We start from the raw sequence: 14,754 nt of genomic DNA on the forward strand, positions 1-14,754 counted from the left end.
GCGCCGTACACGCCACCGACACCTCCGCTCCCCCTCCCTCACCGGGGCGGCCCACACCCGCGCCCCGGCACCGATCCGAAAGGTGCCGAACCTGATGAGCCCCACCGGTCCCGACCACGGCCGGCTGCGCGCCCTGGAAGCCCGACTGCTGCTGCGCCCGGAGATCGCCGACTGCACGCTGCTGCCCGTCGAGCGCGAGAACGGGCGCCCCGGCCTGCTGGCCTACCTGGTGCCCGCCGCCGACGGCGATCCCGAGGCCCTGCGCCGCCTGGCCGCCGCCGCGCTGCTGGACGCCGATCCGAGCGCCGAACTGCACCTCCTGGACGGCATCGTCCGCACCTCCGAGGGGGAACCCGACGCCGCCGCGCTGGCCGCGGCGCTCGACCGGACGCCTGCCGCGCCCGGCCCCGCCCTGCGCCACCTGAGCGAACTCACCGACCACTGGCGCCCGTTCGGCGAGGGCCCGGCGGCGGGCACCGCCTCGGCCGAGCCGGCCGCCGCACCCGGGGGCCCCGGGACGGAGGCCGTCGGCGCCCCGCTGCCCGACCCGGCGCCGGACGCGCCCCGGACGCTGCCGGAGGCGCTGCTGCGCGCCGCCGAGCTTCACCCGGAGCGCGGGCTGCACCTGATCCGGGCGGGCGGCGAGGCGACCAGGCTGACGTACCCGCGACTGCTCTCCCGGGCGCGGGAGATCCTCGCCGTGCTGGCCTCCTCCGGGGTCCGGGCCGGGGACCGGGTGATCCTCCAACTCCCGGACCCGGAGTGCTACTTCCCCGCCCTGTGGGCCTGCCTGCTGGGCGGGATGCGGCCCGTCACGGTGGCCCGCCCGCCGGACTACCACGAGCGCAATCCCGTCCTGGAGAAGCTCTGGCACGCCTGGCAGACGCTGGCGGAGCCGCCGGTGCTGGCCTGCGGCCCGGCGGTGGCGGGCCTGGAGCGGCTCGGGGAGCTGTACCCGGCGCCCGGCCTGCGGGTGATCGCGGTCGACCGGCCCTCCGACGGCCCGGCTCCCGGGCACGCCCCCGTCCACGCCCCCGCCCACGCCCCTGGGCACCCCTCCGGCCCCGAGCACACCCCCGCGCCCGAGGACGTCGCGATCCTCCAGCTGTCCTCCGGCAGCACCGGCCGCTCCAAGGCGGTGCAGATCACCCACCGGGGCATCCTGGAGTACGTGGCCGGGGCCGTCTCCCACGGCTGCGACCCGGCCGACACCACCGTCAACTGGCTGCCCCTGGACCACGTCGCCGGGCTGCTGATGTTCCACCTGCGCGACGTGGTGCTGGCCGCCGACCAGGTGCAGATCCCCACCGAGCTCGTGCTCGCCGATCCGCTGGTCTGGCTGGACGCGCTGGAGCGCTACCGGGCGGCCCACTCCTGGTCCCCCAACTTCGGCTACCGGCTGGTCGCCGAGGCGGTCCGGGCCGCCGGGCCCGGCCGCCACTGGGACCTGTCCGCGGTCAAGTCCCTGATCAACGCCGGGGAGCAGTGCACCGAGGCGGTGCTGGACGAGTTCCTGGCCGCCACCGCCCCGTTCGACCTCCGCCCCGAGCACCTGCTGCTGGGCTGGGGCATGGCCGAGACCTGCACGGCGATCGCCTACAAGCGCTACCACGAGGCCGGCGCCCGTCGGCTGGTGCGCACCGACTCGCTCAGCGGCCGGCTGGAGCCCCTCGCCCCGGACGCGGCGGAGCGCGGCACCGCCTTCCTCAGCATGGGACGGCCCGCGCCCGGCACCCGGATGCGGGTGGCCGACGACGCCGGACGCGCCCTGCCCGAGCACTGGGTCGGCCGCCTCCAGGTCCGCTCCGGCCGGGTGACGCCGGGGTATCTGAACAACCCGGGCGCCAACCGGGAGGCCTTCGTCGGCGACGGCTGGTTCGACACCGGGGACCTGGCCTTCCTGGCCGACGGCGAGGTGGTGCTCACCGGCCGGCGCAAGGAGATCATCATCGTCAACGGCGTGCACTACTTCTGCCACGAGCTGGAGGACGTGGTGGCCGCCGCGCCGGGGGTGCGCTCCGGGCACGTCGCGGCCTTCGGGGTGCCGGACGAACGCACCGGCACCGAGCAGCTGGTGATCGCCTACGTCCCGAACGACCCGGACGCCCCCGCGCCGCCGGTCGCCGCCGAGGTGCGGCGGCTGCTGGCCGCCCGCCGGCAGCCCGCGCCCGCCCTGGTGCTCCCGGTGCCGGTGGCCGACTTCCCGCGCACCACCAGCGGCAAGATCCAGCGCACCGCGCTGCGCGGCCGACTGCTGGACGGCGAACTCGACGAGCACATCGTGGCGTTGGACCTGGCCGAGGCCAACTCCCGTACGCTGCCGGACTGCGTACGGCAGCTGCGCTGGGAGCCCCGCCCGACGACGGAGGCCCCGGGGGATCCGTCGACCGAAGAAACGATCCTGCTGCTCGGCCCGTCCGGCCCCGGCAGCCTCACCGAGGCCCTGGCCGCCGCCCTGCCGCACGCCCTGGTGGTCGACCGGCCGCCGACCGCCGACCCCGAGGACTGGCTGCGGGCCCTCGACGGTCTGACGGCCGACCGGCTGGTCTACCTGTGGAGCGCCACGGCCGACGCCTCGGCGCCCCGGCCCGAAGAGACGCTGCTCGCCCTGCTGCGGGCGCTCCCGGCGTGGTCGCCGGTCCGCGAGCTGGTCTCGGTCAGCGCCGGGCTGCACGCCGTGCTCCCCGGTGAACTTCCCACCCCCCGGGCGGCGTTGACCGCCGCCCTGACCGCCGGGGCGCGGGCCGAGCAGCTCGTCCCGGCCGCCCGGCACGTCGACCTGCCGGCCGGCGCGCCCGCCGCCGACCAGGCCGCCGCGCTGCTCGCCCTGCTGGCCGACCCCCGCCCGGAGCCCGAGTGCGCCTGGCGCGCGGGCCGCCCGTGGGCCCCCCGGCTCGGAGAGGGCCTCGCACCGGCCGAGGCCGCCCCCGGACCGTCCGAGCCGGGCTGCTCGCTGCTCACCCCCGGCGCCCGCTACCTGGTCACCGGCGGCCTCGGCGGGATCGCCGCCGAGCTGCTGCCCGGGCTGCTGCGCGAGTACGGCTCCCGGCTGCTGATCGTCGGCCGCGGCGACCTGGACGCCCCGACCCCCGAGGCCGCCGAGCGCCGGGCGGCACTGCGCCGGCTGGCCGCCCAGGGCGGCCAGGTCACCTACCGGCAAGCCGATGTGACGGACCGTCAGCACCTGGAGGCGGCGCTCGCCGAGGCCGAGCGGGAGTGGCAGGCACCGCTGGACGGCGTACTCCACCTGGCCGGCGGCTACCGGCTCGCGCTGCTCGCCGACACCGACACCGAGAGCTGGCGCGAGGCCGTCCGGGCGAAGACCGAGGGCACCGACCACCTCATCGAGCTGGTCCGGCAACGGCCCGGCGCGCAGCTCGTCGCCTTCTCCTCGATGATCGGCCTCCAGGAGGCGGTCGGCTCCACCGGGTACGCGGCCGCCAACCGCTACCTGGAGAGCGCCGTCGACCGGCTGCGCCGGGAGACCGGCACCCCGGCCTGGACGATCTCCTGGGGGCTGTGGCGCGGGGTCGGCATGAACCGCGACACGGAGAACGAGCAGGCCGCCGCCGGACGGGGCATCGCCGTGCTGAGCCCGGCGCACGGCCGCCGGCTGGCCGCGCTGCTGCTGGCCGGCGCCCCGGGCCACCACTACGCCGGCCCGGACCCGAGCTCCCCCGCCGCGCGGCGCCGCCTGCTCGCCACCGCGCCGCGCCCGGTGTCCGCCGCCGCGCCGACACCGTCCGCCACGCCACCGACCCAGGTCCAGGCATCGCTCTCGGCACCGGCGCCGGCACCCGCCACCGGGCGGCCCGCGCCGTCCGCGCTGCGCCGGCTCGTCCTGGACGCCTTCGAGTCGGTCCTCGACACCCCGCTGGACCCGGGCCGACCGCTCGCCGAACTCGGCATCGGATCCCTCCAGTTGATGCGGGTGCACGGCGCGCTCAGCGCCGCCCTCCCGACGCCCCCGTCACCCACCGAACTGTTCCGCCACGCCACCGTGGACGCCCTGATCTCCCAGCTGGCCGCCGAACCCGCCTCCCCCGCCGCCGGGCCGCTCGCCTCCCCCGCCGCCTCCCCCGCCGCCTCCCCCGCCGCCGGGCCGGTCGAGGACCGCCGGGTGGCGATCGTCGGCCTCGCGCTGCGGCTGCCCGGCGCCGACAGCCCCGAGCAGTACTGGCACAACATCGTCGAGGGCGTCCGGAGCACCACCCGGTTCACCGAGGCCGAACTCGCGGCGGCGGGGCTGCGGGAGGAGGAGTACCGCCACCCCGACTACGTCCCGGTCACCGGGGCCCTGCCCGGCATCGACCACTTCGACGCCGAGGCGTTCGGCATCAGCGGCACCGAGGCCGCGCTGATGGACCCCCAGCAGCGCCTGCTGCTGGAGATCTGCCGCCAGGCCCTGGAGGACGGCGGCTACGACGCGCCCGACCCCGAGCGCCGGGTCGGGGTCTTCGCCGGCACCGGGATGACCCTGTACGCGCTGCGCACCTACTACCAGCACACCCTGGCCGGCACCGCCGACCCGACCGAGCCGGTGGCCGCGCTCCAGACCGCCATCGGCAACCAGGCGGACTTCGCGGCCACCCGGGTCGCCTACCGGCTGGGCCTCACCGGACCGGCCGTCGGCGTGCAGACCGCCTGCTCCACCTCCCTGGTCGCGGTGCACCTGGCGGTCCAGTCGCTGCTGGCCGGCGACTGCGACCTCGCCCTGGCCGGCGCCGCCGCCCTGCACGTCCCGCAGGCCGCCGGGTACCGCTACGAGGAGGGCTCGATCCTCTCCCCCGACGGCGCCTGCCGGGCCTTCGACGCCGACGCGGGCGGCACCGTCGGCGGCAACGGCGTCGCGGCCGTACTGCTCAAGCGCCTGGACCGGGCGCTGGCGGACGGCGACACCGTGCACGGGGTGATCCTCGGCTCGGCCGTCAACAACGACGGCGGGCGGAAGGTCGGCTACACCGCGCCCAGCGTGGACGGCCAGGCGGCCGTGGTCGGCCGGGCCCTGGACCTGGCGGGGGTACCGGCCGAGAGCATCGGCTACATCGAGGCACACGGCACCGGCACCCCGCTCGGCGACCCGATCGAGTTCCGGGCGCTGGACCAGGCCTTCCGCGCCCGGACCGACGCCGCCGAGTTCTGCTCGCTCGGCTCGGTGAAGCCCAACATCGGCCACCTGGACACCTGCGCCGGAATGGCGGGCCTGATCAAGGCGCTGCTGGTGATCCGGCACGGCACCATCCCGCCGCTGGTGAACTTCACCCGCCCCAACCCGGCGCTGGAGCTGCCCGGCAGCCCCTTCCGGCTCGCGGCCGAACGCCGGGACTGGCCGCAGGGCCCCGCCCCGCGCCGGGCCGGGGTCAGCGCGCTCGGCGTCGGCGGCACCAACGCCCACCTGGTGCTGGAGCAGGCCCCGCCGCCGCCCGCACCGGCCGCCGAACCGAGGCCGGCCCCGACCGTGCTGCCGCTGTCGGCCCGCACCGCCCAGGGCCTGACCGAACTGGCCGGTCTGCTCCGCGACCGGCTCACCGCCGGACCGGCCCCCGCACCCGGCGACCTGCCGCTCACCCTCGGCGGCGGCCGGCGCCCGCTGCGCCACCGGCTGGCCGTCACCGGCGCCGACCCGGCCGCCCTGGCCAAGGCGCTGGACTCCTTCCTGGCGGGACGGCCCACCGCCTCCGCGTCCCACCACGAGACCGGACGCGGTGAGGCCCGGCCGGTGCTGCTCTTCACCGGCCAGGGCTCCCAGTACCGGGGCATGGCCGCCGAGCTGTACCAGGCCTTCCCGGGGTTCCGCGCCGTCCTCGACACCTGCGACCGGCTGCACCGGGAGAACTGGGACGAGCCGCTGCTGCCGCTGCTGCTCGACGCCGTACCCCAGGGTGTCGAGGACACCTGGACCACCGAGGCGGCGCAGCCCGCCCTGTTCGCCCTCCAGGCCGCCTGCCTGCGCCTCTGGCAGGACCTCGGGGTCCGGCCGGCCGCCGTCGCCGGGCACAGCGCCGGCGAGTACGCGGCCTTCCACGCGGCCGGCGCGCTCGACCTGGCCGACGGGATGTTCCTCACCGCACTGCGCGGCCGCCTGATGCACCGGCTCACCGGGCCGGGCGCCATGACGGTCGTCCCGGCCGGCCTCGACCGGCTGACCGGGCTCCGCGACCGGCTGCCCGGGGTGGAGGTGGCCGTGGTCAACGGCCGGGGCCAGTGCGTGCTGGCCGGCCCGCCCGCCGAGATCGCCGCCGCCGAGGCCGTCCTCGCCGCCGAGGGACTGTCCACCGAACGGACCGCCACCGACCGGGCGTTCCACTCCCGCCTGCTCGACCCGGTGCTCGGCCCCTTCGGCGACCAGCTGGCCCGGCTGCGGCTGCGGCCGCTGACCGTACCGCTGGTCAGCAACCTCGGCGGCGAGGTGCTGGCGCCGGGGACCGTCCCGACGCCCGCGTACTTCGTCCGCCAGACCCGGGAGACCGCCCGGTTCGACCTCGTCCTCGCGGCGCTGGACGGGCAGGGCCACGAGCTCTTCCTGGAGGTCGGCCCGCACCCGGTGCTGACCGGCCTGGGCCGCCGGGAGCTGCCGCAGCGCCACTTCGTGCCCGGCGGTCGGCGCGGCGCCTCGCCGGAACAGCGGTTCGGCGCCGCCGCGGCCGAGCTCTGGGTACACAGCGTCCCGCTCGACTGGGCCCGCTTCGCCGCCGCCCGGGACTGGCCGGACGGACCGGCCCGCCGCGTTCCGCTGCCCACCACCGTCTTCCAGCGCCGCCGCCACTGGTTCACCGCCCCTGCCCGGCCGACCACCGAGGACCCCGCCATGCGTCAGGACCCACCCCAGCAGCACGCCCCGGCCGCCGAGCCGAACCCGGGGCCCGGCCCCGAGGAACTCGCCGAGCAGGCCGTCCTGCGGCAGGTCGTCGAGCGGACGGCCCGCCAGCTCGGCTACGACGAGGCCTCGGTCGGCGTGGACGAGCCGTTCTTCGACCTGGGCGCCGACTCGCTCTCGATGATCAACATGATCCGGGACCTGGAGCGGGCGTTCCGGGTGCGGGTGTCGATGCGCGAGCTGTTCGAGGCGGCGGACACCCCGGCCCGGCTGGCGGGGCTGATCGCCTCCCGGCTGGATCCGGCGGTGCTGGCCACGCTGCTGCCGGCCGCCGAACCGGAGCCGGTGGCGGCGGTGGCGGTGGCGGTGGCGGAACCCGAGCCCGAACCCGCTGCGCCCGTCCAGACCGCCCCGGATCCCGTCCAGGCCACCCCGACCGTCCAGGCCACCCCGACCGCCCCCGCCGTCCAGGGCCCGGCACCCCAGCCCGCGCTCCCCGCGCTCCCCGCCCCGGCCGCCCCGCAGGCCCCCGCCGCGCTGCCTCCGGTGGCCGACGGCAACACCGGCCTGATCGAACGCCAGCTCGCGCTGCTCGGCCAGTTCTCCGACCTGATGCGCGACCAGCTCGGCCTGCTGGCCGGCACCGCCGCCGTACCCGCGCTCCCCCCGGCGGCCGTCCCCGCCGTGCTGCCCCCGGCCGCGCTGCCCGTCGCCGCCCCGGCCCCGACGCCCGCCACCGCGGCACCGACGGCCGCAGCCCCCGCCGCCCCGCAGGTGCACGGCCCCCGGGTGACCGTCTCCCGCGAGTCCGGCATGGCCTCCGGCGGCCTGAGCGAGCAGCAGCGCGCCCACGTGGACGAGCTGGTCGCCCGCTTCACCGCCCGCACCACCGCCTCCAAGGCGATCACCCGCCGCCACCGCCGCACCCTCGCGGACAGCCGCGCCGTGGTCGGCTTCCGCTCCGGCACCAAGGAGATGCTCTACCCCCTCGCCGCCCGCCGGGCCCGGGGCTCCCGGCTGGAGGACGTCGACGGCAACCCGTACGTCGACATCACCATGGGCTTCGGCGTGCTGCTCTTCGGCCACGACCCGGAGTTCGTCTCCGAGGCCGTCCGCGAACACCTGGCGTCCGGGCTGCGGCTGGGCCCGCGCGGTCCGGAGGCCGGCGAGGCCGCCGAGCTGCTGGCCGAGCTGACCGGCACCGAGCGGGTCGCGTTCGCCAACTCCGGCACCGAGGCCAACGCCGGAGCGATCCGGCTGGCCCGGGCGCACACCGGCCGGGACAAGATCGTCATGTTCGAGGGCTCCTACCACGGCCACTTCGACCACACGCTGGGCCGCACGCTGGGCCACGGCGCCGACCGGGAGACCGTCCCGGTGTCCATCGGCATCCCGGGCAGCGCGGTCGCGGACCTGCTGGTGCTGCGGTACGGCGACCCGGAGAGCCTCAAGGCCATCGAGGAGCACGGCGACCGGATCGCCGCCGTCCTGGTGGAGCCCGTGCAGAGCCGCCACCCGGGGCGCCAGCCCGTCGAGTTCGTCCGCTCGCTGCGCGAACTGACCACCCGGCTCGGCATCGTGCTGGTCTTCGACCAGATGCTCACCGGCTTCCGCCCCCACCTGCGCGGCGCCGAGGGCTTCTGGGGCGTCACCCCGGACGTGTCCACCTACGGCAAGGTGCTCGGCGGCGGCTACCCGATCGGCGCGATCGCCGGGCGGGCCGACATCCTGGACGGGATCGACGGCGGACACTGGGACTACGGGGACGACAGCTATCCGCCCAAGGACACCACCTTCTTCGGCGGCACCTACATCCAGCACCCGCTGGCGATGACCGCCGCGGGCGCGGTGCTGCGCCACCTCAAGGCGGCCGGCCCCGGCCTCCAGGAGCGGCTGAACGCCCGCACCGACGAGCTGGCGGCCACCCTGAACGGGTTCTTCGAGGAGGAGGAGTTCCCGCTGCGCCTGGCGCACTTCGGCTCGCTCTTCCGCTTCGAGCCCCGGGCCGACATGGAGCTGCTCTTCCCGCACCTGCTGACCCGCGGGGTCTACGTCTGGGAGTGGCGCAACTTCTTCCTCTCCACCGCCCACACCGACGGCGACCTGGAGTTCGTGATCGACGCGGTCCGCGAGTCGCTGCGCGACCTGCGGCGCGGCGGCTTCTTCCCGGCCTCGCCCGGCGTCCGGACGCCCGCCGCCCGGCCCGCCACCGAACTCCCGGCGCCCGTCGGGACGGCCCGCACCGAAGCCGTCCCGACCTCGTACCAGCCGGTCGGCGACCCGCGGCGCCCGGTGGACTTCAGCCTCTACTTCTTCGGCGACTACCCCCTGGACTCCCCGGAGGACGAGAAGTACCGGATCGTCCTGGAGAGCGCCCGCTTCGCCGACCGGCACGACTTCCACTCCGTCTGGCTGCCCGAACGCCACTTCCACTCCTTCGGCGGCATCTTCCCCAACCCTTCGGTGCTCGCCGCCGCCCTGGCCCGGGAGACCAGCCGGATCCGGCTGAACGCGGGCTGCGCGGTGCTGCCGCTGCACCACCCGGTGCGGGTCGCCGAGGAGTGGTCGGTGGTCGACAACCTCTCCGGCGGCCGGGTCGGCCTGGGCTGCGCCAGCGGCTGGCACCCCAACGACTTCCTGTTCTTCCCCGAGCACTACGGCAGCCACAAGGAGCTGATGCACCGGCAGGTCGACACCGTCCGGGCGCTGTGGCGCGGCGAGCCGTACCGGGGCCGCAACGGCAACGGCGAGCCGATCGAGGTGACCCTGCACCCGCGCCCGCTCCAGGAGCTGCCGCCGATGTTCACCGCGATCGTCGGCAACCCGGACAGCTTCCGCGAGGCGGCCCGGCACGACCTCGGCGTCATCACCAACCTGATGACCCAGGACGTCGCGCAGCTGGCCGAGAACGTCGCGGTCTACCGGCGCACCCGGGCCGAGCACGGCCTCGACCCGGAGGCGGGCCGGGTGGTCGTGCTGGTCCACACCTACCTGGGCACCGACCCGGCCACCGCGCGCGAGGAGGCCTACCGCCCGTTCTGCCACTACCTGCGCTCCTCGCTCTCGCTGTTCGGGCAGATGGCCAACAGCCTGGGCCTGACCCTCGACTACCAGAACGCCCGCGAGGAGGACCTGGAGTTCGTGCTGGAGCGCGCGTACGAGCGGTACTGCGCCTCCCGCGCGCTGATCGGCACCCCGGAGAGCGTCCAGGGGGTGCTGTCCGAGCTGCGGGCGGCCGGCGCCGACGAGATCGCCGCCTTCGTGGACTTCGGGCTCTCCCCCGAGCAGGTCGCGGCCGGCCTGCCGCAGCTCGACGTCCTGCGCCGGGACACCCTGCGCGGTGCCCCGCTGTCCTACGCCCAGCAGCGGATGTGGTTCCTGCACCGGATGCTGCCGGACGGCGGCCAGTACAACGAGGTCAAGGCGATCGCGCTGGACGGGCCGCTCGACCCTCGGGCGCTGGACGGCGCGCTGCGCCTGCTGGTCGAACGCCATGTCGCGCTGCGCAGCGTCTTCCGGGAGCAGGCCGGCGAACCGTTCCAGCAGGTGCTGGCGCCGCCCACCGGACCGGTGCTGCGGCACGTCACGGCCGACGCGGCCTCGCCCGACGCCGTCGCCGACCTGGTCGCCGCCGAGGGCGCGCACCGCTTCGACCTGGCCGAGGGCCCGCTGTTCCGGGCGCTGCTGCTGGAGCAGGCCGCCGACCGGCACGTCCTGGTCCTGTCGATGCACCACATCGTGATCGACACCCTGTCCACCGTGGTGATCACCCGGGAGCTGGGCGAGCTGTACCTGGCCGCCCAGGAGGGCCGGGCCGCCCGGCTGCCGCTGCTCACCACCGGTCCGGCCGCCGAGGCCGTCCGGGAGCGGGCCCGGGTGGCCGCCGGCGCGTACGAGGAGAGCCTCGCCCACTGGCGCAAGGTGTTCGGCGGCGGCGACCTGCCCGTCCTGGCGCTGCCCACCGACCGGCCGCGGCCGGCGGTGCCGGATGGCCGGGGCCGCGCCTTCGTCCACCACCTTCCCGCCGAACTCGCCGATGGTCTGCGGGAGTTGGCCAGGTCCCAGCGCTCGACCCTGTTCATGGTGCTGCTGACCGCCTTCGCCGGCGTCCTCCAGCGCTACGCCGGCCAGGACGAGATCGTGCTCGGCACCCCGGTCGCCAACCGGGCCGAGGGCACCGAGGACCTGGTCGGGTTCTTCGTCAACACCCTGGCGCTGCGCCTGGACCTGTCCGGCGAACCGGACTTCGCCGAGGCGCTCGGCCGGGTCCGCTCCACCGCGCTGGACGCCTACGAGCACCAGGAACTGCCCTTCGAGGTCCTGGTGCAGGAGCTGAACCCGCCGCGCGACACCAGCCGCAACCCGCTGTTCCAGGTGCTCGTCGAGTTCGAGAACCACGCGGTCTTCGAGCTGGACCTGCCCGGGGTGACGGCCCGTCCGCTGGACCACGTCCCGGACCGCTCCGCCTTCGACCTGACGCTCTTCCTGACCAGCCTGCCCGACGGCATCCGCTGCCACGTCGAGTACGCCGAGGCGCTGTTCGACCGGGCCACCGTCGACCGGCTGGTCGACGCGTTCCAGCGGCTGCTCACCGCCGCGGTCACCGACCCGCGTCGCCCGCTCGCCGAGCTCACCGCCGTACCCGCCGCCGAGGCCGACACCGCCCTGGAGTGCGGACCGGAGGCCGTCCAGGACCCGCCGCACCCGCTGGCCACCATCGCCGCGGCCGCGGCCGAGCGGCCCGGGCAGGCCGCGGTGGTCGCCGCCGACGGCACCGAGACGGACTACCGGACACTGCTGGCCCGGGTCGAGGACCTGGCCGGCCGGCTGCTGGCGGCCGGCGTCCGCGAGGGCGACCGGGTGGGCGTGCTGCTGCCCCGCTCGGTGGACCAGGTGGCCGCCATGCTCGCCGTCCTGCGCCTGGGCGCCGTCCACCTGCCGATCGACCTGCTCCAGGGCCCGGAGCGCTGCCGGCTGATCGTCGAGGACGCCCGGCCCGCCGTCCTGGTCACCGCCTCGGACGACGCCCCGACGAACCTCGGCCTGACCGTCCCCACAGTGCTCACCGACGCCGCCCCCGCCGCCGAGCCGGTCGAGCTGCCCCCGCTGCCCGTCCCCTCGCCGCGGGCGCCCGGGTACCTGCTGTACACCTCCGGGTCCACCGGCCGCCCCAAGGGCGTGCTGATGCACTCCCTGGGCGTGGCCCACCTCGCGGCCTGGAACACCGCCGCCCACCCCGCCGCCCGCACCCTCCAGTACGCCTCCTGCGGATTCGACGTCAGCATCCAGGAGATCCTGACCACGCTGGGCGGCGGCGGCACCCTGCTGCTGATCGACGAGGAGACCCGCTACGACGTCGGGGCGCTGGCCGCCGTGGTCCGGGCCACCCGCGCCGAACGGGTCTACCTGCCGTACACCCCGCTGGCCGCCCTGGCCGACGCCCTCGGCGAGGAGCCGGTGCCGCACCTGCGGGAGCTGGTCTCGGGCGGCGAACAGGTGCTGGTCACCCCCGGCCTGCGGACCTTCCTGCACCGCAACCCCGGCTGCCGGCTGGTCAACGAGTACGGACCGACCGAGACCCACGGCCTGACGGTCTGCGAGGTCGACCCGGACGGCCCCGAGCACGCACCGGTCGGCCGCCCGGGGGTGGGCGTCCGGATCGTCCTGCTGGACCCCGCCGGACGCCGGGTGCCGCCGGGCGCGGTCGGCGAGATCCACGCGCTGGGCGTCCAGGTCGGCATCGGCTACCTCAACCGTGAGCAGGAGACCGCCGCCCGCTTCGTCGACACCCCCGACGGCCGCTGCTACCGCACCGGAGACCTCGGCCGGTGGCGACCGGACGGCCTGCTGGAGTACCTCGGCCGGGCCGACCGCCAGGTCAAGATCCGCGGCTACCGGGTCGAACCGGGCGAGATCGAGACCGTGCTGCGCGGCATCCCCGGAGTCTCCTCGGCGGCGGTGACGGCACGCCGCACCGCGGCGGGCACGGTGCTCGCCGGATACGTCGGCTGCCCGGCCGCCGAACTGCCCGGGGTCGCCGACCGGCTGGCCGACCTGCTGCCCGACTACCTGGTGCCCGCCCTCTGGGCCACCGTCGAGACCCTGCCGTTCAACACCAACGGCAAGCTGGACACCGCCGCCCTGCCCGAGCCCCGGCCGCTCGGCGCCGACCGGCCCGAGGCCGCGCCGGCCACCGACCTGGAGCGCACCGTGCAACGGCTCTGGGAGGAGGAACTCGGCCGCCCCGCCGGGGTGGAGACCTCCTTCTTCGACCTGGGCGGGCACTCGCTGGCCGCCACCCGGCTGCTGAACCGGGTCCGCGAGACGACCGGGCTGCGCATCGGCGTGCTGGACTTCTTCCGCCGCCCGACCATCCGCGCGATGGCCGCCCACCGGCCCGCCGTCGAGCAGGCCCCGGCCTACGAGGAGGGCACCCTGTGAGCGCGGCCGAGAAGGAGTGGACCCGGCTCCTCGAACTGCTCGACGAACGCGAGATCGTGCTGCGCGCCACCGGCGAGCGGCTCGGCTACCTGGCCCCGGCGGGGGCGATGGACGAGGAGGTCACCGGCCTGGTCCGGGCCCACCGCGACCGGCTGCTGTCCACCCTGACCGGCGCCGGGACCGCCCTGGCCGCCGCGCCGGCCGGGGTGGCGCAACACCGGATGCACGGCGCCCACGCCGGGTCGGCCGACCCGGCGGTGTGGAACATCACCCAGCGGATCACCCTGCGCGGACCGCTGGAACCCGCACGGCTGGCCGACGCCCTGACGGCGCTGACCGAACGCCACGAGAGCCTGCGGACCCGGTTCCCGGACACCGCGCTCGGGGTGCTCCAGCAGGTGCTGCCGAACGCCCCGGCCGAGCTCCCCGTCGAGGACCTGCGGGCGCTCGCCCCCGCCGGGCGGGCGGCGGCACTCGCCGAGGCCACCGACGCCGAGATCCGCCGCCCCTTCGACCTCGCCGCACCCCCGCTGCTGCGCGCCCGGCTGCTGCGGCCGGCGGAACGGGAGTGGGTGCTGCTGCTGACGTTCCACCACATCGCGATCGACGGCTGGTCACTCGCCACCGTGCTGGACGACCTGGGCGCGCTCTACCGCACCGGCGAGCCGCTGCCCGAGGACCCCGGCCGGATGACCGACCACGCCTGCTGGGAGCGGACGGTGGTCACCCGGGCCACCGTCGCGGCGTGCGCCGACCACTGGGCCGGGGTCCTCGGCGGCACCCCGCTCTCGGTGGACCTGCCCACCGACCGGCCGCGCCCCGACCGGCGCTCCGGGCGCGGCGAGACCGTCAAGTTCCGCGTCCCGGCGGCCGTGGCCGAGGCCGTCCGGCGGTACGCCGCCGCGCACTCCACCACGGCCTCCGCCGTCCTGCTGGCCGCGCTCGCCCGGCTGCTCGGCTCGCTCAGCGGGGCACCGAGCGTGCTGGTCCTGCTCTCCAACGCCAACCGCACCCGGCCGGCCGACGAGAAGGTGGTCGGCCTGCTCACCAACGGCCTGCCGGTCCTGGTGCCGACCGGGGGCGACGGCGGGTTCGGGGAGCTGGTGGACACCGCCGCCGAGACGATCGCCTCCGCCCTCGACCACGGGGTGACCCCCTTCCGGATGCTGGTCGAACCGCTGCGCGAGCGCGGTGTCGTCCTGCCCGCCTCGTACCCGCAGATCATGCTCGCCGTCCAGAGCACCCCGCCCATCGCCCTCGACCTGCCCGGCCTGACCGCCGAGGTCGAGGACCTCCCCGGCCCCTCCACCCGCGCCGACTGCTCGTTCGGCCTCACCCCGGACGCCGACGGCTACGCGGGCCAGGCCGAGTACGACGCCGACCTGTTCGACCCGGGCACGATCCGGGGCTGGCTGGACGCCCTGGTCGCGGACCTGGCCGAGCAGTTGGAGGTACCGCTCCCGTGACACCCGCCGGGCTCCGGCGGGCGGCACCCC

Annotated in this window: 2 protein-coding genes; both read left to right on the forward strand. The window is 76.4% G+C overall.

The window, feature by feature from the left end:
* Positions 1-94: 94 nt before the first annotated feature.
* A complete protein-coding gene (locus tag ACFRAR_RS20520) occupies positions 95-13,258 on the forward strand; it encodes a MupA/Atu3671 family FMN-dependent luciferase-like monooxygenase (protein ID WP_380699546.1) in 13,164 nt (4,387 codons plus the stop codon).
* Positions 13,255-14,724: a condensation domain-containing protein gene (locus ACFRAR_RS20525; RefSeq protein WP_380699547.1), complete on the forward strand. Its 1,470-nt coding sequence runs from the start codon at positions 13,255-13,257 to the stop codon at positions 14,722-14,724. Before ACFRAR_RS20520 ends, ACFRAR_RS20525 begins: the two co-directional genes overlap by 4 nt.
* Positions 14,725-14,754 lie beyond the last annotated feature (30 nt).

It is taken from the genome of Kitasatospora sp. NPDC056651 (assembly GCF_042792155.1).
Taxonomy (GTDB): domain Bacteria; phylum Actinomycetota; class Actinomycetes; order Streptomycetales; family Streptomycetaceae; genus Kitasatospora.